Source organism: Staphylococcus borealis, from assembly GCF_001224225.1.
Lineage (GTDB): Bacteria > Bacillota > Bacilli > Staphylococcales > Staphylococcaceae > Staphylococcus > Staphylococcus borealis.
In genome coordinates this window covers 15848-40000 of sequence record NZ_CUEE01000014.1, presented here as the reverse complement: position 1 = coordinate 40000, position 24153 = coordinate 15848, and the positions used below count along the sequence as shown (strand labels likewise).

General features: G+C 35.8%; 19 protein-coding genes, 8 tRNA genes and 2 rRNA genes (1 of these 29 running past the window's edge). All 29 read right to left on the bottom strand.

What is annotated here, in order from left to right:
- Positions 1 to 179: ribosomal RNA gene (locus AK212_RS12145) — 16S ribosomal RNA — on the bottom strand; it reaches 1372 nt to the left of the window's first position.
- Between the two features lie 123 nt (positions 180 to 302).
- A tRNA-Ala gene (locus AK212_RS12140) sits at positions 303 to 378 on the bottom strand.
- A 15-nt stretch (positions 379 to 393) separates the two neighbouring features.
- Positions 394 to 467: transfer RNA gene (locus tag AK212_RS12135), tRNA-Pro, on the bottom strand.
- Between the two features lie 30 nt (positions 468 to 497).
- Positions 498 to 574: transfer RNA gene (locus AK212_RS12130), tRNA-Arg, on the bottom strand.
- 11 nt (positions 575 to 585) lie between these two features.
- Positions 586 to 674 (bottom strand) — tRNA-Leu (locus AK212_RS12125).
- 7 nt (positions 675 to 681) lie between these two features.
- Positions 682 to 756, bottom strand: a tRNA-Gly gene (locus AK212_RS12120).
- A 23-nt stretch (positions 757 to 779) separates the two neighbouring features.
- Positions 780 to 852 (bottom strand) — tRNA-Lys (locus AK212_RS12115).
- A 5-nt stretch (positions 853 to 857) separates the two neighbouring features.
- Positions 858 to 933: transfer RNA gene (locus AK212_RS12110), tRNA-Thr, on the bottom strand.
- Positions 934 to 947: 14 nt separating this feature from the next.
- Positions 948 to 1023 (bottom strand) — tRNA-Val (locus tag AK212_RS12105).
- Between the two features lie 9 nt (positions 1024 to 1032).
- Positions 1033 to 1147: ribosomal RNA gene (gene rrf, locus AK212_RS12100) — 5S ribosomal RNA — on the bottom strand.
- 663 nt (positions 1148 to 1810) lie between these two features.
- Positions 1811 to 3301 carry a lysine--tRNA ligase gene (lysS, locus tag AK212_RS12095; RefSeq protein WP_053031351.1) on the bottom strand — a complete coding sequence of 497 codons (1491 nt, stop codon included), beginning with the start codon at positions 3299 to 3301 and terminating at the stop codon, positions 1811 to 1813.
- Between the two features lie 281 nt (positions 3302 to 3582).
- The gene (gene folK, locus AK212_RS12090; RefSeq protein ID WP_053031349.1) at positions 3583 to 4062 is read right to left on the bottom strand and encodes a 2-amino-4-hydroxy-6-hydroxymethyldihydropteridine diphosphokinase; all 480 of its coding nucleotides are present in this window, start codon (positions 4060 to 4062) and stop codon (positions 3583 to 3585) included.
- Positions 4063 to 4428, bottom strand: a complete 366-nt coding sequence (folB, locus tag AK212_RS12085; RefSeq protein ID WP_053031347.1) for a dihydroneopterin aldolase — start codon at positions 4426 to 4428, stop codon at positions 4063 to 4065.
- On the bottom strand, positions 4406 to 5209 hold the full coding sequence (gene folP / locus AK212_RS12080) for a dihydropteroate synthase (protein ID WP_053031345.1): 804 nt from the start codon (positions 5207 to 5209) through the stop codon (positions 4406 to 4408). The genes folB and folP overlap by 23 nt, the downstream gene beginning before the upstream one ends.
- Positions 5210 to 5557: 348 nt before the next feature.
- On the bottom strand, positions 5558 to 6490 hold the full coding sequence (gene cysK, locus AK212_RS12075) for a cysteine synthase A (RefSeq protein ID WP_053031342.1): 933 nt from the start codon (positions 6488 to 6490) through the stop codon (positions 5558 to 5560).
- Between the two features lie 213 nt (positions 6491 to 6703).
- Entirely contained in the window at positions 6704 to 7588 is an 885-nt protein-coding gene (hslO, locus tag AK212_RS12070) for an Hsp33 family molecular chaperone HslO (RefSeq protein WP_053031340.1), read from the bottom strand.
- A 237-nt stretch (positions 7589 to 7825) separates the two neighbouring features.
- Positions 7826 to 10009: an ATP-dependent zinc metalloprotease FtsH gene (ftsH, locus tag AK212_RS12065; RefSeq protein ID WP_053031338.1), complete on the bottom strand. Its 2184-nt coding sequence runs from the start codon at positions 10007 to 10009 to the stop codon at positions 7826 to 7828.
- A gap of 263 nt (positions 10010 to 10272) precedes the next feature.
- Positions 10273 to 10812: a hypoxanthine phosphoribosyltransferase gene (gene hpt / locus AK212_RS12060; protein WP_053031336.1), complete on the bottom strand. Its 540-nt coding sequence runs from the start codon at positions 10810 to 10812 to the stop codon at positions 10273 to 10275.
- A gap of 3 nt (positions 10813 to 10815) precedes the next feature.
- A complete protein-coding gene (gene tilS / locus AK212_RS12055) occupies positions 10816 to 12108 on the bottom strand; it encodes a tRNA lysidine(34) synthetase TilS (protein WP_414609950.1) in 1293 nt (430 codons plus the stop codon).
- Positions 12109 to 12352: 244 nt separating this feature from the next.
- Positions 12353 to 12754: a S1 domain-containing RNA-binding protein gene (locus AK212_RS12050; protein ID WP_053031332.1), complete on the bottom strand. Its 402-nt coding sequence runs from the start codon at positions 12752 to 12754 to the stop codon at positions 12353 to 12355.
- A gap of 128 nt (positions 12755 to 12882) precedes the next feature.
- Positions 12883 to 13278, bottom strand: a complete 396-nt coding sequence (gene divIC, locus AK212_RS12045) for a cell division protein DivIC (RefSeq protein WP_053031330.1) — start codon at positions 13276 to 13278, stop codon at positions 12883 to 12885.
- A 20-nt stretch (positions 13279 to 13298) separates the two neighbouring features.
- On the bottom strand, positions 13299 to 13577 hold the full coding sequence (locus AK212_RS12040) for an RNA-binding S4 domain-containing protein (protein ID WP_037537011.1): 279 nt from the start codon (positions 13575 to 13577) through the stop codon (positions 13299 to 13301).
- Complete coding sequence (locus AK212_RS12035; protein WP_053031328.1) at positions 13574 to 14764, bottom strand: MazG nucleotide pyrophosphohydrolase domain-containing protein; 1191 nt, start codon at positions 14762 to 14764, stop codon at positions 13574 to 13576. The genes AK212_RS12040 and AK212_RS12035 overlap by 4 nt, the downstream gene beginning before the upstream one ends.
- A complete protein-coding gene (locus AK212_RS12030) occupies positions 14764 to 16377 on the bottom strand; it encodes a polysaccharide biosynthesis protein (protein WP_053031326.1) in 1614 nt (537 codons plus the stop codon). The genes AK212_RS12035 and AK212_RS12030 overlap by 1 nt, the downstream gene beginning before the upstream one ends.
- Positions 16361 to 19870 (bottom strand): transcription-repair coupling factor, encoded by a 3510-nt coding sequence (gene mfd, locus AK212_RS12025; RefSeq protein ID WP_053031324.1) that lies wholly within the window; start codon positions 19868 to 19870, stop codon positions 16361 to 16363. The genes AK212_RS12030 and mfd overlap by 17 nt, the downstream gene beginning before the upstream one ends.
- Positions 19867 to 20439: an aminoacyl-tRNA hydrolase gene (gene pth / locus AK212_RS12020; protein ID WP_053031322.1), complete on the bottom strand. Its 573-nt coding sequence runs from the start codon at positions 20437 to 20439 to the stop codon at positions 19867 to 19869. Before pth ends, mfd begins: the two co-directional genes overlap by 4 nt.
- Positions 20440 to 20719: 280 nt before the next feature.
- The gene (locus AK212_RS12015; protein WP_053031321.1) at positions 20720 to 21379 is read right to left on the bottom strand and encodes a 50S ribosomal protein L25/general stress protein Ctc; all 660 of its coding nucleotides are present in this window, start codon (positions 21377 to 21379) and stop codon (positions 20720 to 20722) included.
- Positions 21380 to 21562: 183 nt separating this feature from the next.
- A complete protein-coding gene (locus tag AK212_RS12010; protein ID WP_053031319.1) occupies positions 21563 to 22528 on the bottom strand; it encodes a ribose-phosphate diphosphokinase in 966 nt (321 codons plus the stop codon).
- Positions 22529 to 22639: 111 nt separating this feature from the next.
- Positions 22640 to 23995 (bottom strand): bifunctional UDP-N-acetylglucosamine diphosphorylase/glucosamine-1-phosphate N-acetyltransferase GlmU, encoded by a 1356-nt coding sequence (gene glmU, locus AK212_RS12005; protein ID WP_053031317.1) that lies wholly within the window; start codon positions 23993 to 23995, stop codon positions 22640 to 22642.
- Between the last annotated feature and the right edge of the window lie 158 nt (positions 23996 to 24153).

Sequence of the window (24153 nt, the reverse complement as noted above, 5' to 3'; positions counted from 1 at the left end):
ATCCGGTATTAGCTCCGGTTTCCCGAAGTTATCCCAGTCTTATAGGTAGGTTACCCACGTGTTACTCACCCGTCCGCCGCTAACGTCAAAGGAGCAAGCTCCTTGTCTGTTCGCTCGACTTGCATGTATTAGGCACGCCGCCAGCGTTCATCCTGAGCCAGGATCAAACTCTCCATAAAAATTTATGATGTTTGATTAGCTCATAATACTAAATAGTGTTTGTAACATTTAAGTTACTGTTTATTGGAATTAACGTTGACATATTGTCATTCAGTTTTCAATGTTCATTTAATTATTATAAATGGTGGAGACTAGCGGGATCGAACCGCTGACCTCCTGCGTGCAAAGCAGGCGCTCTCCCAGCTGAGCTAAGCCCCCATATTATTTAAGAAGTCGGGAAGACAGGATTCGAACCTGCGACCCCTTGGTCCCAAACCAAGTGCTCTACCAAGCTGAGCTACTTCCCGTATGTAATTAAATAATAAATAAAATTTAAATGGCGCGCCCGATAGGAGTCGAACCCATAACCTCTTGATCCGTAGTCAAACGCTCTATCCAGTTGAGCTACGGGCGCTATATTTAAGATGGTGCCGAGGACCGGAATCGAACCGGTACGGTGATCTCTCACCGCAGGATTTTAAGTCCTGTGCGTCTGCCAGTTCCGCCACCCCGGCAATATAATGGAGCGGAAGACGGGATTCGAACCCGCGACCCCCACCTTGGCAAGGTGGTGTTCTACCACTGAACTACTTCCGCATGTGGCTATTAAAATAATCGTATGAGCCATAGAGGATTCGAACCTCTGACCCTCTGATTAAAAGTCAGATGCTCTACCAACTGAGCTAATGGCTCAAAGATGGTGCCGGCCAGAGGACTTGAACCCCCAACCTACTGATTACAAGTCAGTTGCTCTACCAATTGAGCTAGGCCGGCAAATTAATTAAGAATGGTGGAGAATGACGGGTTCGAACCGCCGACCCTCTGCTTGTAAGGCAGATGCTCTCCCAGCTGAGCTAATTCTCCAACATGTAAGCCTGGCAACGTCCTACTCTAGCGGAACGTAAATCCAACTACCATCGGCGCTAAGGAGCTTAACTTCTGTGTTCGGCATGGGAACAGGTGTGACCTCCTTGCCATTGTCACCAGACAATAACTTACTCAATTAATTATAATGTCAATTATTTTAATTTTCAATAGTTAATTTTACACTTTGTTAAAGTTATCTTTACAAGTCTTTTACAAAATTAACTTTCGTTTTTGACGACTTTTATATCTTACAACATTCAAAAGGTAAAGTCAACAGTTTTTTAAAACTTTTTTAATTTAATAAGTTTATCATTTGTTGCTTCGACTTCTTTTGAACACTTTTACTATGTTAGCACATCACAAGTACAATGACCATACCTTTTTTAAACTATTTTATTATAATTTCTCCACTCTTTTTTACTTTTGTAACATCTTTTCTCAAATAATATCTAAGTCACTTTAAGTCATCTAATATTCAATGCCTATATACTTACCTATTCTATCTATTTAACTCATTTTCGTTTCATTCAGCATATATATAATAAAAAAATGACTGGGACAAATTGAAATGTCTCAGTCAAATATATCATCTTGGCAGCAGCTGACTGATTTAAAAGTGGCTCATCTCAGACTTTTTCAAGCCTAGTCATCCTTGTCGACGGGCACTGGCTAAGAAAATATCATAAAAATTGCTACAAACAAAACAAGATGGGTGCCGGACAACGAAATAAATTTTGGAAAATATTATTTCTGTCCTACTCCCATCTCAAATATTAAATACGATCTATTTCTGTCTCATGTAAGGGAATAATAATACGTCTCTAATAGATGGAGAGTCAGTTAATAACATAACTAAGCGATCGATTCCGATACCTAATCCACCTGTTGGAGGCATACCGTACTCTAATGCTTCAATGTAGTCTTCATCCATTTCATGTGCTTCATCATTTCCTTGCGCTTTTTCAACTAATTGCGCTTCGAAACGTTCACGTTGATCAATTGGATCATTTAATTCAGTAAATGCATTAGCGTGTTCTCTACCTACGATGAATAGTTCGAAACGATCCGTGAATCTAGGATCTTCTGGGTTTTTCTTCGCTAATGGAGAAATTTCAATTGGATGTCCATAAATAAATGTTGGTTGAATTAATGTTTCTTCAACTTTTTGTTCAAAAAATTCATTTAAAATATGGCCATACTTCATATTATCTGTAATTTCAATACCATGTTCGTTCGCTGCTGCGATAGCTTCTTCATCAGTTTTAATTTGATAGAAGTCTACACCTGTTGCTTCTTTTACAGCATCAACAATATGAAGACGTGTCCAAGCAGACTCTAAATCAATTTCTTCTCCGTTATATTGAACTTTTGCAGAACCAAGGACTTCTTGAGCAATATGTCTAACCATAGACTCTGTTAAGTCCATAATATCATGGTAATCAGCATAAGCTTCGTATAATTCAATCATAGTGAATTCTGGGTTATGACGTGTTGATACACCTTCATTACGGAATACGCGTCCTATTTCATATACTTTCTCAAGTCCACCAACGATTAAACGTTTCAAGTGCAATTCGATTGCAATACGCATATATAGTGTTGCGTCTAATGCATTATGGTGTGTAACAAATGGACGTGCAGCTGCCCCACCTGCGATTTGATGCATCATTGGTGTTTCAACTTCTAAGAAACCTTGTTTATTTAAGTAGTTACGCATTTCTTGAATGATTTTACTGCGATTAATAAATGTTTGAGTACTATCTTGGTTAGTGATCAAATCTAAATAACGTTGACGGTAACGTTGTTCGATATCTTGTAAACCATGGAATTTATCAGGTAAAGGTCTTAGCGCTTTAGATAATAAAGTGAATGTTTTAGCTTTTACTGATAGCTCGCCTGTATTCGTTTTGAACATGACACCTTCAATGCCAACGATATCACCTAAGTCTGCACCTTTCCATAAATTATCGAAATCTTCTTCGCCAATTTGGTCTTTACGCACATAAATTTGAATTTGGCCAGTTAAATCTTGAACATGTGCGAAACCAGCTTTACCTTTACCACGTTTAGTCATTAAACGACCTGCAATTGACACATGACTTTCGTCTTCTTTTTCATGTAATGCTTCTTTAGAGAACTCATCCCATTGTGCTTTTAATTCGCTAGCAGTAGCTGAACGTTCAAAACGTTTCCCAAAAGGATCGATTCCTAAATCAATTAATTCTTGTAGTTTTTGACGACGGACCTGCATTTGGTCATTCATTTCTTCTGACATAACTTTCTCTCCTTTAAACTTCTTTTTTATGATAAATGTTCCATGGATCATTTTTAAAATGCTTATAAGAAATCTTATAGCCTATTTAGTGATATTTCTTTACGCTTTTTATGGAAATTCGTTACCTTTATCACTTTAAAATTATGATATTCTTTATATTCGCATTTCAAATGGTGCGCTTCGTGTTGAGAAATACTTGATAAAATGTCTTCTCAGATTAGTCTACTATAGCAAAGCTGCAATATAGCCTAAGGATATTATACTTACCCAAAGCTTAGTACTTAACCTTTATATTTCTTAACAGTATCATCTGGTTTAACTAAATCAGAGATACGTGTATTTGAACGAGGTTCTATTTGAGTAGATGCAATATCATTCAATGGTATTAATACAAAAGCACGTTCACCCATACGCGGATGAGGCACTTCAAGGTCATCTTCTTCTATTACTTTATCTCCATATAATAAAATATCGACATCTAATGTTCTTGGACCCCAACGTATGTCTCTAACGCGATGCAATCGCTGTTCAGTTTCTAAGCAATGTTTAAGTAGTACTTTGGGCTGTAATTCTGTTTCAATTTCTAAACACAAATTTAAAAAATTGGGTTGCTCTGTATAGCCTACTGGTGCAGTCTCATATATTGGAGAAATTTGAGTTACAGTAACACCGTCTATACTATCAATGATTTTAATAGCTTCTTGTAATTGCTGTTCCCTATCACCAATATTACTTCCTAAGCCTAAATACGCTTGTACCATTTAACGATTCTCCCTCACTATTTCTATACCTACACCGTCATAATGACCTGGGATAGGCGGATTTTCTTTAGTGATTCTGACTTTCGTTTCCATTACACGATTATAGTGTGAATTTATACGTTTTGCAATACGTTCAGCTAGATGTTCGATTAAATTACATGGTGGACCTTCAACGATTTCTTTCACATCTTCAAACACTTCACCATAATGTACAGTATCAACCACTTTATCAGATTGACCCGCTTCAGCTAAGTCTACTTTCAAAGTAACATCTACTACAAAGATTTGACCTATCTCATTTTCAGCAGGTAATGCGCCGTGATAGGCGTAAAATCTCATACCATTAAGAAAGATTGTGTCGTTCATCGTCATTCTCCTTTAAGAAATCCATACTTTGGCCTAATCGAGCGTTTAATTGAACATTATGTACACGCACGGCTTTGACGCCTTTCATTATACCATAAGCTGTTGTTGCAGCTGTGGCCTCATCACGTTCTAGTGCCTTCGTTTCGGTACCAATCATTTCTTTGATGAAACGTTTACGACTCGTTGCCAATAAAACAGGATACTCTGTTGCAACCAGTTCATCTAAACGTGCCATTACTTCATTTTCTTCTTCACGCGTTTTCGCAAATCCAATTCCTGGATCTAGCCATATTTTGTGCTTAGGGATACCTGCCATTTCAGCTTTGTTCGCTTGCGTAATAAGTGATAACAACATCTCTTCGACAACTGGTTGATCACGATGTCCATCACCATTGTGCATTAATACAATTTCAGCATCATAAGCAGCTACAACATCAAGTATTTTAGGGTCGTATAAGCCTGCCCATTGGTCATTAATCATTGTAGCCCCTAATTTCAAACATGCTTCTGCTACTTCACTGCGATATGTATCAATTGAAAGTTGAACATTTAATTTTATAAGTTCTTCCACTACAGGAACGACACGTTCAATCTCTTCTTCTGTTGAAATTTCTGTAAAACCTGGTCGTGTAGATATACCTCCAACGTCTATAATATCCACGCCCTCTTCTACCATCTCTTTTGCACGTGCAACTGCTTTATCTACCGAATTGTACTTACCACCATCAGAGAATGAATCCGGTGTTACATTTAATATGCCCATAATTTTTGTTTTAGTCATTCTTGTCACGTCACCCTTCGTCCTTTTGAAAATGATTTGTAGCATAATAACTACGTTGACTTAATATTCACATACTAATGATACACTCATTTACCAAACATTTCAGTGTTTATAATCGACATCCAAACATCTATAGCTTTCATTGAATTTAATTGGGGTGTTTTTTTAGAAAAAAGAACGGGAGTAGGACAGAATTCATTTAAATTCGTTGCCCCACCCCCGTAAGGATGACTATAACTGAGAGAAGCTTAACTTAAGCACATCTTAGTTCTGTCAGCTACTGCGAATTTGCAAAGTAGCATCATTATATTATTTATATCTCAGACTGATAAAAATCTTAATTATTGATTAATCATCAAATGAATATAAAGGTGTAGATAAGTAACGTTCACCATTACTTGGTAATACTGTTACAACTGTTTTACCTTTACCTAATTCTTTTGCTTTTTGGATTGCAGCATGGATCGCAGCACCTGAAGAAATACCTGCCAAGATACCTTCTTCTTTAGCAACACGACGTGATGTTTCCATAGCTGTATCATTGTCAACTTTGATAATACTATCGTAAATATTTGTATCTAAAGTATCTGGTACAAATCCTGCACCTAAACCTTGCAATTTGTGTGGTCCAGGTTCACCACCACTTAATACTGGTGATGCTTCAGGTTCGATAGCAACGATTTCAACGTTAGGGTATTTTTCTTTTAAGACTTTACCTACACCAGATAAAGTACCACCTGTACCTACACCTGCTAAGAAAGCATCAATTTGTTTACCTTCAAATTGCTCAACTAATTCTGGGCCAGTCGTTAAAGCATGGATTTCAGGGTTTGCTGGGTTTTCGAATTGTTGTGGTTCGAAGTAACCATGTTCTTCTTTTAATTCTTTTGCTTTTTTGATAGCGCCTTTCATAGCTTCTGAACCTGGTGTTAAGACTAATTTTGCACCATAAGCTTTTAATAAGTTACGACGTTCAGAACTCATTGTTTCAGGCATTGTAAATACTGCTTTATAGCCTTTAGCTGCACATACGAAAGCTAAACCGATACCAGTGTTACCACTTGTTGGTTCTACGATTGTATCACCTGGTTTAATTTTGCCTTCTTTTTCAGCTTTTTCAATCATAGCTAATGCGATACGGTCTTTTACTGAACCACCTGGATTTTGGTATTCTAATTTTACGTATACATCTGCTGCATCTTCATCTACAACGTTTCTTAATTTTACTACCGGTGTATTGCCAATAATTTGAGTAATGTTATCTACTGGTTTTTGTGCCATTGAAAAAACGCTCCTTTTACTTTCATATTTAAAACTTAGTTTTTTTATCGGATATAATTATATTCTATCAGAATTTTCTAAAAAGACAAAGATAATTCTTTCATATTTAGACTTGAAGTTACATTTTACTTCCACATTCATTTATCTTCCCTGTAAAAAAGGCAATAAACACGTGATGGTTCATCGCCTTGAATTCTCTTTTCAGTTATACAATTATGCCTGCATTGAAGCTAATAATTCTTCTAGTTCTGCTTCTGAATAACTGTATTTGTTACCACAGAAGTGACAAACTGCTTCAGCACCATGATCTTCTTTAATCATATCTTGAACTTCAGCTTCACCTAAACCTTTAATCGCATTTAGAAACTTCTCATGGCTGCAATTACATTCAAACTGTGCAGGCATAGTCTCTAAAATTTGAACATTGTCTTCTCCAAGTATCTCATTTAAAATACCTTCTGGCGTCAAGCCTTGTTCAATTAGTTTAGATACAGGTTGCATATTACTAATAGCATTTTCTAATTTAGTAACTGTTTCATCTTGTGCGCCAGGCATCACTTGAATAATGAATCCTCCAGCAGCTTTAATAGAATTGTCTGGATTTACTAACACGCCTAATCCTACTGAAGAAGGTGTTTGTTCACTTGTCGCAAAATAGTATGTGAAATCTTCTCCCAATTCACCTGATACAATTGGGCTTGCACCAGAGAAATAATCTTTCATACCAACGTCTTTGACTACTTGAATTGAACCGTCTGTGCCTACCGCTCTTCTTACATCTAATTTACCTTGTTCATTTAAAGGGAAATGTGTTTGTGGTTTATCAACGTAAGCACGTACATTTCCTTCAGCATCTGCATCTGCAATGATTCTGCCGATAGGACCTTTACCATCAACTGTTACAGTTAATTTTTGATCGCCTTTCAACATTGAACCCATTAATAAAGTTGCAGTCATTGTTCTGCCCATTGCAGCTGATGCTGTCGGCCAAGTATAGTGACGTGTTTGCGCCTCTTGTACTGATTCAGTTGTGAGTGCAGCATATGCACGTATTTCTCCATCAAACGCTAATGATTTAACGATATAATCATGTGTCATCTTTGTATACTCCTTTAATACATCTATTTTTATATTGCTAATATTTATACTTGAATCATTCATTTACTTCTAATATTTTCCTTTAAGGATACTTATTCTACACTTGTTCAATAAGAATATGAAGTAACTTGCTTTCAACATTATTATTGTTATTTTAACTATCCTTTCATATTAAAAAAATCTCCTTCGACTAAGGCGTAATGCCCTACTCAAAGGAGATAACAATCCAGCTAAACCTTATCGATTGTTAGGGTTGTTTGGATCATTCGGATTATATGGTTTGTCAATATTAGGAGATTGCTCATAACCTGTTTCATCTTCATCACTTGAATGGCCACGATGTTGATCCGTATCTCCGTTTGAACCGTCACGTAGTTGATCATGTCCTGCATGATTATCTCTACCATCTCTTTGACGATGTCTACGTTCACGATTAATATCGTTATCCTCTTTACGATCTTCTCGCATATCTTCTTTTCCTTCTTCTAGTTGTTCTTCGCGAATATCATCGTAAGATTTACCATATTTACCTTCGCTAAAGTCAGAATCTTCATCTTTAACAACGCGCGCAGCATCGTAATCTACTTCTGGTAATACACCATCATAGAATAATGAACGGATTTGTTCTGCTACTAATGTTTCTTCTGTTAACAATGTTTTAGCGATAAGTTTAAGTTCTTTTTCATGTTCTAATAAGATTTGTTTACAACGTTCATATTGTTCTTTAATAATACGTTGAACTTCTTTATCAATTTCATAAGCGATTTGACCAGAATAATTAGGTTCACCTTGCATATCTTTACCTAAGAAGACTTGTCCACCACCGCTAGATGAGAATTGTAATGGTCCAAGTTTTTCACTCATACCATATTCAGTAACCATAGAACGTGCAATTTGTGTTGCTCTTTCAAAGTCATTTGATGCACCCGTTGATACTTCATGGAAGTTAATATCTTCTGATACACGACCACCTAATAGACCACAAATTTTATCTAGTAATTCAGGTTCTGTCATTAAGAAGCGATCTTGTTTTGGTAACATCATTGCATAACCACCAGCTTGTCCACGTGGAACAATCGTTACTTTATGCACAACTTCCGCTTCATCAAGCACCATACCAATGACCGTATGACCTGCCTCATGATGAGCTACAATATTACGTTCTTTGTCAGAAATAACACGTGATTTTTTAGCTGGTCCAGCGATAACTCGGTCTGTAGCTTCTTCGATATCACGCATATCAATTTTATTTTTACCTTCACGCGCAGCAATTAAAGACGCTTCATTTAATAAGTTCTCTAAATCTGCACCTGAGAAACCAGGCGTTCTTTGTGAAATGGCTTTTAAGTCAACTGTTTCATCAAGTGGTTTATTTTTAGCATGTACGTGAAGTATAGCTTCACGACCTTTAACATCTGGACGACCAACTTGAATTTGTCTATCAAAACGACCAGGACGTAATAACGCTGGGTCTAAGATATCAGGACGGTTAGTTGCAGCAATCATGATAATACCTTCATTTTCACCGAAACCATCCATTTCAACTAGTAATTGGTTAAGTGTTTGTTCACGTTCATCATGACCGCCACCAACACCTGCACCACGTTGACGTCCAACTGCATCTATTTCATCGATAAAGATGATACATGGCGCATTCTTTTTAGCATTTTCGAATAGGTCACGTACACGGCTTGCACCGACACCCACAAACATCTCAACGAAGTCTGAACCACTGATTGAGAAGAATGGTGCACCAGCTTCACCAGCTACGGCACGCGCTAATAATGTTTTACCTGTACCAGGAGGGCCGACAAGTAATACACCTTTAGGTATTCTTGAACCCATTTGTTTAAATTTCTTATTATCTTTTAAGAAATCTACAATTTCAATTAACTCTTGCTTTTCTTCATCTGCACCAGCAACATCTGAGAATCGTACACGACGTTTTTGGTTATCGTACATTTTAGCTTTAGATTTACCAAAGTTCATCATACGACCGCCACCGCCGCCACCTTGTGCTTGGCTAAGGAAGAAAATAAATAAGAAAGCAATAATCAATACAGGAATTAATGTCGTCAACATACTTACGAAGACGCTTTGTTTCTCTTCTTCTTTAACTTTAAAATCTAGTCCTTTTTGGCTTTTGGCTTCATCTGTAATTTTTTGTAAGTCTTTTTCGTTATTGTATAAAATTGTTGAAGCATAATCTTCATCATTTTTTGTTTTACCACTTACCAAGTACACATTTTGTTCAGGTTGGATTTCTAAGGTTTTCAAGTCACCCTTATCCAATTTCTCTACAAACTGTGAATAGGAAAGTTGTTTCGGAGTATTACCGTTCCCATTTATGTAAGAAAATACGCCGAATATAATAACGCCAATAATTGCGATAACAAGCACATTGCGAAAAGCTTTTTGCATGCGTCATTTCCTCCTATTTCTATAATAAAGCTAACAAAAATTGTAACACAATACTTCTCTTAAAGGCTAGCATTTCAACTTTTGTAATACTTTTCAAAATCCTTGTGTTATCAAACTTTTTAAAACTTAAATTCCCTAAAAATGATTTGTTTTTCTAAGTCAAGTTTAAGCATATAAAATGAGTCTACACTAATTCTACATTTAAGTATAGTTATTATATCTTAAACACGATTTAATTATATTAACAACTAAATAAATGTCGCTTACTTGTTATAAATTTCTGGTTTTAATGTGCCGATATACGGTAAATTTCTATAATGTTCAGCGTAATCTAAACCATACCCTACAACAAATTCATCAGGAATTTTCTTGCCGACATATTTCGCTTCAATATCAGCTTTACGTCGATTTGGTTTATCTAATAAGGTGACAATTTCAAGTGAGTTAACTTTACGAGATTGTAATAATTCAGTAATGGATTTCAATGTCGTACCTGTTTCTAAAATATCTTCAATAATGAGGACATCTTTATTTTCAATAGATGAACCTAAATCTTTTAATATTTGGACTTCCCCTGTTGATTCAGTCCCACCATGGTAGCTTGAAACATCCATAAAATCAATTGCTAAATGTGTATCAATACGTTTAATTAAGTCGGCCATAAACATAACAGAACCTTTTAAAATACCAACGCAGACAAGTGGTTTATCTTTGTAATCTCTAGTTAACTGTTCACCTAAATCTTTACAAATATCTTGAATATCTTCTTCAGTTAATAAAATTTCCTTTAAATCATCTTTCATTAATCATTCATCTCCAATTTTTTTGATTTCGATATGTTGATTATATGCTTGAGCAATATATATATTACCTACAGCAATAATTTGATGGTGTTGATTTTCAATTACTGGCATTTGCATGCGCGCATCATTTGGAATTTTATAATCTATAAACAAACGCCCTACTTTTTTATGGCCTTGTTGTCCATTCAGTTCGACTTTATCTCCATTGCGACGTGTTCGTATCAATAACGGTAATTGGTCATGGGGTATCGTTGGATGAATAACGATATGATAGGATCCGAAACGATATGTATTTGCCTGATTCACAATTTGATTATCTAATAATGACGGCTCATTTTTAGCCAATATAATAAATTTATCATATGCCATTTGAATTATCCATTTTTCAGTAAGGGATATCTCAAATTGTGCGATTTCACTATCAATTTGAGCAAACCATTCATGGTATTGTTTCTCTGAAAATGACTTGTCCAATTGAAGATGTTTGAATAGTTGATCTAATAACACCATTTTAGTAATATCATCTAGTTGATTAAATGCATGTCGTGCACACTGAATCTGTGTTGAATTATTATTGATTGAAATATCATGTTCAATAAAAGCATCGGCTTTTTTTCGACTTTCACGTAATTGGATGTCGTGCCAACGTTTTAGCTTTAGTAAATGCGTGCTATCAAGATCTAAATTTTGGTTAATCGCTGGTAATAACCGATTACGAATATCATTTCTAACATATTTATTATCACTATTTGAACTATCCTCGTAATAGGGCACTTGATATTTGTGCTGATAGTCGCGTATGTCATCTTTTGAAACTTCCAGTAATGGGCGACTTATTGTATAGTGACGACGTTTCGATTGAACGTCTATTCCTAAAGTGCTTCGCGTAGAACGCCCTGTAAACAGTCGATAAAAAATGGTTTCAAGTTGATCATCTAAATGATGTGCTGTAAGCAATACGTCTGCCTTTAATTGTTTCATCATTTCATCAAACCACTCATAACGCAGATAACGCGCGTCAGCTTGTATACTCTTACCCTGTGCTACGATATCGGTTAAATTCAATCGTTTCACATAACAAGGGATGGCGTGTTGTTTACAAAACGCTTTTATAAATGCTTCTTCCTTATGCGATGCCTCTCGTAAACCGTGATTAACATGTAGACAAGTCAATTGTTTATACGTATGTGATAATTGTGTAAGTAAATGATGCAACAGTGACATACTATCTATACCTGTCGAAACTGCAATCACAATATGATCTGTATTGTTCCATAGCGACGTATTAACTTTCAACATTCAGACCTCCTTATAATCCCTAGAACATTACGTATTACAGTGCTGTAATGCGCTCATCAAAAAAAGAGTGGAACTAAAATTCATTGTTGAATTTTAAGTTCCACCCCGCAAAAATAACACATCTTATATATAAATAAAGGGCCATTCGACAGGACAACAACCATGTATGTTCGTAGTGAATGTCACCTATAATGATGTCATCCTTGCTATTACCTATAATCATATAAATAATATATTTAAATTAGCGTCTTGAACCTTTACCGCCACGTCTTAATTCTGTTTGTCGTTTAATAGATGTTAATTTATCTTCACTATCTTTCAAGAAATTGCTTAATTTCTTTTCGAAATCTTCACCTTTTTGTTGTGGTGGTCTATTGTGATTTGATTTATGTTGTGGTCTACGAGGACGATCTTTGGCTTTTTTAATTGAAAGGCTAATTTTACCGTCATCTGCAATAGATAAGACTTTAACTTCAACTTCGTCTCCAACTGATAGGTGATCTTCAACATTCTCAACATAGTTATCAGCCACTTCACTGATATGAACTAAGCCACTTTTTCCTTCAGGTAATTCTACGAATGCACCAAATTTTTTGATACCAGTAACTTTACCTTTTAGCTTGTTTCCTACTTCGATTGACATATTCTAAATAAATCCTCCCGATTTTGATTCGATTTTAACCTTATTATATTCCTGTTTTAATATTTTCACAATGCTATAAAACCAGATAATTCATTCTTCTTTAAGAAAAACGATTATCTTTTATATTATCAGTTGTCATTTGAGGATTTTGATTTAGAATCATCATCGTTATTAGGCAATTTAAAAATAACTTCACCTTTATTACTCAAGTAATAATCATCTCTTGCTACCTTCTCAATGTAGTCCTTATTATTTAAATTACTGAGCTCTTCTTTTAATGCGATTTCCTCATCTTGTTTTTTTTGAAATTGTTCCTCTTTATGCTTTCGCTCAACTGCAGCTTTATCATTGCTTTGTTTTTGGACGACAAGCATGATGGATAGAATAATAATGATCGCTAATAGTATCCCACCGAATACGGTCACTCGTCGTCTAACAACTCGCATTTTTTTCTGTTGTCGTTGTTTCTTTCGGTTTTTTTCGGAGGTATACTGGTTTCCTATGTTTTCTACCTTTTTACTCATTGCTTGTCACCTCCTTCAGTCTATTCTTCTTCAAATTGATTTTGATTAATTCGTTCTTCTTTAATTAAATCATACATACCTTTAGCGTTTTCTTTAGAAGCATGTTCACTTAAACCCGTTACTTTAACTGTAACCAGCTTTTGTCCGAAACGAATAACCAGTTCATCTTCTACTTTAACATCTGTCCCAGCTTTGGCTACATTACCATTTACAGTAATACGACCTTGGTCACTTATTTCTTTCGCCAAAGTACGACGCTTAACGAGCCGTGATACTTTTAAATATTTATCTAATCTCATGAATCTTTCTCCCCTTGTTGCAAATAGTTTCTAAGGGTTTCTTCATCAAAATCCCTATTTTTGGTTTTATCATACAATGCCATGAAGTGGTCTGCAAATACTTTCTCAAATTTAACGCGTGGTGATTTACCTTCTTTACTCTTAGCTGTCTGCCAAATGTCATTTAAATCTTCTATGGATGCTGCATTTTCATCACCGAAAATGTGTGGATGACGACGAATCATCTTAGCACTGAGACTCTCAATAATTTCTTGGATGTCCATATAGCCTTCTTTTTTACCAATACTAGCATGCAAGAGCACTTGCAGTAAGATGTCACCTAATTCTTCTATCATGTGCCAATCATCTTCATTATCTATCGCTTCAAACAATTCGAAGCTCTCTTCTAATAAATAACGTTTAAGAGAGTCATGTGTTTGAACACGATCCCATGGGCAACCTGTTTCATCATCTACTAAGCGATCTATCACTTCTACTGCATAGTCAAAATTCTGATACAATGCTTCATCATTTGTCACTTTCGGTACATATACACTCGTTAAATTATTAAAAGCATCCTCATGATGATCAAGCTCAAATAGTGGCACCTCCAGTACATTAGCCCCTGTACTGTGCGCGCCAGTCACGATTTTTACTAAGAAGTCATCTGGATAATGTTCCATTAAAGTGATTTTAATATCTGCTGCAATCATAGCACTGTATACTTGCGTAATAAGTGTATGCGTACGTACATTGAGTAACTGTTCTGTTAAAGCAGTTCCATCCAATAAAGTAAAACCATCATTAGGATCTTGATCGATTGCTGCAAAGATATCATCAATAAAACTTTTACCACCTAGCATTTTAACGTCTACGTCTTGATGATGTGCGTGATAATCAAGCAACTTGGCTGTCGTCGTTTCAGCTACTCGCGGATGTCCATGCACGGCATAGACCACGTCTTGTGCTTGTGCTTTTTCTATTAAAAAGTCGACGATTTGTTGATAAACCGAATCAAAATCTTCGTTTGCTTCATAAACTGTATCAAAGCTTTCAAATTTGAGTTCATCTTGTAATTGATTGATTACAGGATGTTCAAGTGTACGTGTATAAACAAGCGGTTGTTGTATTAAGAAACGATATATACCAAGTGGCAATTCATCTAAACCGTAGTTACCTAAACCAACAATTGTAATTGTATGTGTCATTAATGTCGTCCTTTCTTAATATGATAAAGCTTATCGCCAAATGGCAAATGTTTTAATTCTCTATAACTTAAAATATTCATGTACATCACGAGTAGCAATAATACGGCAACGCCTAGGATTGCTACAATAACCAACATTATAAGTCCACCGATACGTCCTACTACAGGTAACAATGCCATAATGATTTGAATAACGATTGTCATGACGGCTAATGCAGTAATCATTTTCAAAATGAAAGGTTTCATTCGATTAAAGTGATACTGTTTAAGCACCTCTCTATGCAATATGACTCCAAAGCAAGCGAGTGACATAACCGTACTTATACTAGCGCCAGCAATGCCATACTGCGAAATCAACAACACGTTCAGTATAGCTTTCACAACTAAGCCAACCATTACTCCAATCAATATCGGGCGAATACAATTAAGTACTTGTAGCAATGCAATATCCATCATAATGAGTGACACACATATAACAGTTAACATATAAAATCCAAGTGTGAAACTTAAGCTATTCGTCTTAAAGAAGACCGCATTCATCATAGGCAATAAATTAATTAATCCTATACCTGCTGCTGAACTAATTAGAATCGTAATCTTAAGCGATGCGTTAGCATAACGATTCATTTTTACTTGATTTTGTTGTTCAATCGCCTCAGTCAATAATGGTATGAGCACAAAGCTAAATGTGGTTGTAACAATTAATCCCATTTGTATAAATGAAGCACCACGATCATATATTCCTTTTTGCATGATTGCTTCTTTAAAATGCAAACCATGTGATTGTAACGTATGAACAATGGTAAAACTATCTACAAATTGCCATAATATAACCAATAACTGGCTCAATGCAAACACAAGCGTAGCCATAAGTAAGTCTTTCCAAGGTATATGCACCGATATGTTCTGCATTTTGAAGGCGAAAGGTTTCATCACTATTAAAAAGAGGCTTGAACCTAAGAATCCAAGCGCAGAAGCTAAAATCGCAATCGTACCCGCTTGATATATGGACCAATCTCTTATCATAAATAAAACAATCGCTACAATAATAAATCCAACACGAATCATTTGTTCAATTACCTGGGAAATAGCAGGTATGTTCATTCGTCTTTGACTTTGATAATAGCCACGACACACGCCTAGTATGCCGATGAACAGATAACTTAAGCTTGCCATTCTTAACATTGGCGCAAGTCTTGAATCCCCCATTAATACAGCCACTGGATTCGCTAATAATAAGAGCAGTATGAATATCGTTATTCCTATCATTTGGAATCGTAACAGTACTTTGGAGAACGAAGCAGCTTGTCCACTAATACCAAACGTTTGCGTAACCGCACTCGGAATAGCATTCATAGATAAAATCATACCTAGTGCCACAATGGGATAAACTTGTTGATACGCATATAAGCCCGTATCACCGAGTACATTTTGATAAGGTACTCGGTAAATTGCACTTAATACTTTGACGATGACGAGCGCAAGGGTTAGAATCACAACACCATTAAATGCTGTGTGTCTAGAAGGTTTACTGTATGTCAATTCATTCGTAGACTCAGATGACAACGATTGTGTCGATTTAGACTCTGATAGCTTCTTAATCTTCATCTTCAATAGTCATACTTCCTTCAAGGCATTTCACAAGGAATTTCAAATTATCTAACCATTGTTTAGATTTCGTAAGCGTGACATGCATACGGTTCTCTTTAACACCAAGCTTCATCGCACGTCCTAAAGGTTGTGTTTGTTTAAACAATACTTCACCATTGATTTGTTCTGTTGCTTTCGCTGATAAAGACACTTCAATTTGCTTACCTTTATCCTTAATTAAAGTTACACCAGCATGTAGTGCATGTATTTTAATTTCCACCATTTCAAGCAAACGTTCAACTTCTACTGGGTAATCATTGAAGCGATCGATTAACTCATCTTTAATATCAAATAATTGTTCTTCCGTTTCAACTTTGCGTAGTTTTTTATAAATTTCAATTTTAGCTTGCTCGTTTTGAATATATTCTGCTGGTAAATAAGCGTCTAAGTTTAATTCCATTTCTACTTCTGGTGCATCTGGTTCTTCTTCTTTGATGCCACGTTTTTCGTTAACCGCTTCTTCTAACATTTGTGAATACAAGTCGAATCCGACAGAGTCGATAAAGCCATGTTGTTGTTTACCAAGTAAGTTTCCGGCACCACGAATATTTAAATCTCGCATCGCAATTTTGAACCCTGAACCTAGTTCAGTAAATTCTTTAATCGCTTGTAATCTTTCTTCTGCTGTTTCAGTTAACACTTTATTTGCGGCGTGTAAGAAGTAGGCATAGCCGATACGACTTGAGCGTCCTACACGACCACGTAATTGATACAATTGACTTAAACCAAAGCGATCCGCTTCTTCAATGATTAACGTGTTCGCATTAGGTACATCCACACCTGTTTCAATAATGGTTGTAGTCACTAAAATATCAAATTCGCCATTGATGAAACTGAGCATTGTTTCTTCAAGATCGCGTTCTGTCATCTGACCATGTGCAACAGCAATATTAGCATCTGGCATTAACATCTGTAATTGTTCACGCTTTTCATAAATTGATTGCACTCTGTTATATAAATAGAATACTTGTCCGTCACGTGATAATTCACGTTCTAATGCTTCTTTTATAAAATTACTGTTTTGTTCTAACACATAAGTTTGTACAGGAAAACGATTCTCTGGAGGTGTTTCAATAACTGATAAATCACGTACACCAAGCATACTCATATGCAATGTTCTTGGGATTGGTGTTGCAGTTAAGGTTAATACATCAACATTGGTCTTCATTGTCTTAATACGTTCTTTATGACGTACACCAAAGCGTTGTTCTTCATCAACTATTAATAAGCCCAAGTCTTTATAATGAATATCTTTGCCTAACAATTTATGTGTTCCAACTACAATATCCACATATCCTGATTTAAGTCCTTCTTTTGTTTCTTTGACTTCTTTCGTTGAACGGAATCGACTAATCAATTCAATTTGTACTGGAAAATCCTGCATACGTTCAATTAAAGTTTCATAATGTTGTTGCGCTAAAATCGTTGTAGGAACAAGAAATGCAACCTGTTTACCTTCCATTACAGCTTTAAAGGCTGCTCTTACTGCAACTTCTGTCTTACCATAACCAACGTCTCCACATAATAAGCGATCCATTGGACGCTCGCGTTCCATATCACCTTTGATTTCGTCAATCGACTTCGCTTGGTCTGGCGTCAATTCGTATGGGAAGTCCATTTCAAACGCACTTTGCTCAGCAGTATCTTCACCGTATTGGTATCCTACTGACATTTCACGTTCTTTGTACAATGCGATTAATTCATCTGCAATATCTTCAACACTTTGTTGAACTTTAGCCTTTGTTTTCTTCCATTCTGAACCACCAAGTTTGTTTAGTTTAGGGGATTTATCTTCGGAAGCAACATATTTTTGCACTTGGTCCATTTGATCAACTGGTACAAACAGTTGGTCTGTGCCTTTATATTGTAATTTAATATAATCTCGGTGAACATCGCCAACTTCTAGTGTTTCAACACCTAAGTAACGACCTACCCCATGATGCACATGTACAACATAGTCACCCACATTAAGGTCTTGATATGACTTGATTTTTTCAGCATTTGATAGCGTCTTAGTGCGTTTACGTTGTTTCTTTTGCTTAGTCTTGAACAATTCACGCTCAGTTATGACAACGAGTTGCATATAGGGTAATTCGAAACCTTCTGATAGACTGCCTTCTGTAACAATGACTTGTCCAGATTTAATGTCATTATGAACATTTGTAACAGTTGGTATATGCATCTCGTTCAACATTGATTGGATACGTTCAACTTTCGTTTCTGTTTCTACTAACACTACAATGTTGTAGTCATTGTGCACATAACGTTGGAATTCTGAACGCATGATATCATATTGCCCGTAGAATTGTTGCACTGGTTTACATGAAAATTTAATAATATGTTGCAACTGAACAGGCATTGTCGATGTAAATAAAGTGAAATAGGTTACTGGATAATCTTTTAGCAATGATTCAAAACCATCATATTGCATAAATGATTGCCCCATAAAACCATTTCCACTTTCTATTAAGTTCTGAATAAAGTCGTCCACTTCAGTTGTTAATGTCTTTTCAGTTTCTTTAATACGGTTATATTCATCCGTTACAATGATGGCATCTTCTGCAAAATAGTCAATTAGTGTTGAAGGCTGGTCATACATAAATGCCACCAAACGACGTAATAATTGATGATCAAAGAACGTCGTTTCAAACAATTTGAAACTTTCATAAGTCTCTTTCAAATCATTACGGACAGATTTATCAATTTTTGGACGTGTTGTTTCATATGCCGCCTTTAATTCAGTTTGTAAGTGTTGAATGACCTCATCTGTAATAATGTAATCACTTGCCGTCGTAATCGCAACTTCTTCAATATTGTCATTTGAACGTTGCGTTTCAACATCAAAGTCGCGAATGGAATCAACTTCAGTATCAAACAATTCGATTCGAACAGGTTGACCTATGAGTGGATAAATGTCGATAATACCGCCACGTAATGAGAACTCACCAATGTGTGATACGACACTTTCACGACGATACCCCATATTCACTAATTTATTTAAGAATTCATCAACGTCGATGTCTTCGCCTACTTTGAGTGTGAGTTGATGATCTTTCCATAAATCAAATGGTGTAAGCCACTTTTTCAGTCCATTTAAAGGAACGATAAATAACCCTTTCTTATTATGAGCTAATGCAGTTAGTGTACGTACACGTTCACTCATAAGTTGAGGGCTTTGCGTTGAGAATTCTTCAGTCATAATATCTTGTACAGGATATTTATACACTTCAGAATGATCGACATATTGTAAAATATCAGTTTCTAATTTATCTGCTTGATATAAGTTGTTTGTAATTAACAACATTTGTTTTTGATCTTTTAAATACTTTTCAGCAATAATCGTTGCTTTTGCTGAGGGAGAAAGGCCAGTGACAAGTATATTCTGTTGGCCGAAGACGTCATCAAGTTCTTGGAAACGTTTATCATTTTGAATATACTCTGAAATAATAGGTCTCAATTGACTTCTCCGTTATATTGATTCATTACATGATCAAAGCGTGAACTTTCAATAAATGCTTCTACTGCATGTGCTGAATGTTCAATCACTTTATCCATAATGATCATTTCTTCTTTTGAGAATTTCTGTAATACATAATCAGGTACTGACATACCGTTTGTTGGTCTCCCTACACCAATACGAATACGTTTAAATTGATCTGTACCTAAATGTTTAATTATAGACTTCATACCATTGTGTCCTCCAGCGCTACCTTTTTGGCGCAAGCGGATTTGACCTTGAGATAAATCTAAATCATCATATAAGACAATTAAATCTTCCACTTCAACATTGTAATAATCCATTAATGGCCCAACTGCCTCACCTGAAAGATTCATCATCGTCATTGGTTCAATAAATAGGACCTTTTCGCCATTTAGACGTTCAATAGTATAAGCACCTTTAAATTTTTGTTTATCTAATGAGAAATGGTGTTTCTCTAAAATAAAATCGATGACTTCAAATCCGATATTGTGTCTTGTTAACTCAAATCGCTTACCTATATTTCCAAGACCCACAATACATTTCATACGATGTTACCTCCATTGTGTTTCATTTATAATGATATCTATCAACTGAATAGAATTGTGCATATATCAATTATTCCTTATTCTATAACATTCCCTATAATAACACAAAAAAGGGGCAGAACAGAATTCTTAACGAATCCATGATTCCACCCCCGCAAGGATAATTAGCGTTGCGCACACCTGATATAGGTGTCTAATCAACTCATTTAGCTACTGCGATTTAGCATTGTAGCCTTATATTATGTTTTATCCTAAATGATTAAAGATAACATTCAACGAATTATTCTTCGTCTTTGTTTTCTTCGTCATCTTCTTTGTCTTCACCAACTACTTCAGGTTCTTCAGTTGCTGATTCACCTTCCATAGCTTCAACTTCTTCTTCAGTAGGTTCATCAGTTGGAGGAACTACTGTTACAACAGATTCTTCTGGGTCATTTTCAATTGTGAAATCACCAGAAACTTTAATATCTGCAACTGAGTAGCTATCATTAACTTCTAATTCAGTAATGTCTACTTCAATTGATTCAGGGATATTTTCTGGAGTTGCTGTAATTTGTAAGTCGAATAATGGTTGTTCAACTACGCCGCCTTCTTTAGCGCCAACAGCTTCACCTACTAAGTGAACTGGTACGTCAACAGTACGTTCTTCAGTCATGTTGATTGCTAAGAAGTCGATGTGCGTAATTTGGTTTTTAAGTGGGTCGAATTGATAATCAGACACCATAACTTTAATTGTTTTAGAACCAACGCCTAAATCGATAACGCCGTTACGTCCTACTTCACGGATGATTTTGATGAATTCAACTTCATCAACTTTAACTGAAGTATTTTTAGTACCATAACCATAAACTACTGCAGGTACTTTACCTGTGTTACGTAATTTTTTAAGGTCAGAACGTGTTTGTTTACCTTGACGGATGATTGACTTTAATGAAGCCATTCGTATTTCCACCTTTCATTTTCAAGTCTAGATACTTATTATCGTGAGAATCTTAAGTTCTGGACTTCCCTTCACTTACCCATCAACTTTATAAGTTGCTTGCAAGTGTTTATTAGTTCGTAAAACCACGAACGAATGTATTATACACGCTTAAAATATATAAGTCAAACGCATTTGTAAACTTTAGTCAAATAATACACTGACTGATTCACGTTCATAAACGCGGATAATTGCTTGTGCTAATAAACCAGCAACGGATAATTCTTTTGTATTTGATGGCTTACGAGCGTCATCAAGTAAGATTGAGTTTGTAACGATTAATTCTTTAATTGCTGAATTTTCGATACGTTCTTTTGCAGGGCCTGATAACACTGGGTGTGTACAACATGCATAAACATCTTTAGCACCTTTATCTTTAAGCGCTTGTGCAGCTAATGTAATTGTTCCCGCTGTATCAATAATATCATCAATAATAATCGCAGTACGTCCTTCAATTTCACCAACAATATTCATTACTTCTGCCACGTTTGGTTTAGGACGACGTTTATCAATAATTGCAATCGGAGTTTTTAAAATGTCGGCAAGTTTACGTGCACGTGTTACACCACCATGGTCAGGTGATACGACAACACATTCTTCTGGGTCAATGTTAGGGTCGTTTTCAAAATGTTGACCAATGATAGGTACACCCATTAAGTGGTCGATTGGAATATCAAAGAATCCTTGAATTTGTGGTGCATGTAAATCTAAAGCAATCATGCGATTAGCGCCAGCTGTTTCAATTAAGTTCGCTACTAATTTAGCTGTAATAGGTTCACGGCTACGTGCTTTTCTATCTTGTCGTGCATAGCCATAGTATGGAACCACAATATTGATGTTAGCTGCTGATGCACGTTTACATGCATCGATCATAATCAATAGCTCCATCAAGTGTAAATTAACCGGATTTGAAGTTGGTTGGATAATGAAGACATCACATCCACGAATACTTTCTTCAATATTGATTTGAATTTCTCCATCACTGAAGCGTTTTACAGAACATTTCCCTAATTCAATCCCTACTCGATCAGCTACTTCTTGTGCTAATGGCTCGTTTCCTTTTAAAGAAAAAATCTTTAAAGATGAATTCTTGTATTCATTATTTAACATTTATAGTCCTCCAATTTTTAACTTAGACACTCTCATTATATAAAAAATCAATCGTTTTTACTATGTTCAACAAAAAATTGTAGAAAAGAGATACGAAATTCTATCAAAAACTTACTTTTTAAGATAGCCCTCTTTTGTGATTTGACGGGCACGCGCAAGCGCTAAACTTTCATTAGGTACGTTGTCCGTAATTGTAGATCCTGCAGCAATTAATACGCCATCACCTACAGTTACAGGTGCTACTAAGTTAGTATTACAACCAATAAATGCATCTTTACCAACAACCGTTTTGAATTTGTTTACACCATCATAATTTACAGTAATTGAACCACAACCAATATTCGTACGTTCACCGATTTCAGCATCTCCGATATAACTTAAATGAGATACTTTAGCACCATCTTTAAGGTCTGCTTTTTTCACTTCTACAAAGTTGCCGACTTTCACTTCTGAACCTAAGTTAGAACCCGGTCTTAATTGCGCAAATGGACCCACTTTTGTTTTATCACCCACAACAGCGTCATTAATCACTGATTGTTTGATATCAACATGTGCGCCAATACGACTATTGTTGATTTCAGAATATTGTCCAATAACAGTTTCTTCTCCAATTGTTGTGTCACCATTAATTCGCACACCAGGTTCAATAATTGTGTCCATACCAATCTTAACATCCGGACCAATAAATGTAGTTGTAGGGTCAATAATCGTTACACCATTTCTCATGTGCGCAATATTAATACGTTGTTGTAACGCTTTTTCAGCATTACTTAACATCACACGATCATTTACACCCATAATTTCATTAAAATCATCAGTATGATAGACTTCTGCAATACCTTCATCTTCTAAGATTAAAGTAATCACATCAGGCAAGTAATATTCTCCTTGCGCGTTATCATTTTTAACTTCCGCTAATTTAGAAAAAAGCACTTGGTTATCGAATGCAAAAATACCTGAGCTAATTTCAGTTAATGCCTTTTCTTCTTTTGTCGCATCTTTTTCTTCAACGATACGTTGTAATCTGTGCGCCTCATCTCGAACAATACGACCGTAACCAAATGGAATTTGAGCAGTTGCTGATAATACTGTCGCTTGTGCATGCGTACTTTCATGATGCTCAATTAACTTCTGCAACGTATGTGCAGTGATAAGTGGTGTATCTCCACAAACAACTAATGTTGTGCCTTCCATATTTTCTAAATGCTCATTGGCCATCTTTACTGCGTGCGCTGTTCCCAATTGTTCTTCTTGATAACTATATAATGATTGATCTCCTAAAGTTGCTTTAACATCTTCAGCACCGTGACCAACGATTGTCACGATTTGGTTCACACCAGCATGCTTAACATTTGTTAACACATGTTCTACCATTGATTTCCCTGCAACTTCATGTAGTACTTTATATTTATTTGATTTCATTCTAGTACCTTTTCCAGCTGCTAATATTACCGCATTTCTTTGCATGAATGGTAACCCTCCAATAAATTTTACACTTCTAATTTATTATAATTTAACTCAAGTTCGAGTTTCAAGATTTAGAAGGTTTTATCATTTAGTCTATTTAAATTTTCAAAAATATGTATACACAACTTGAATATTTTAGCATACATTTCACAACTTAA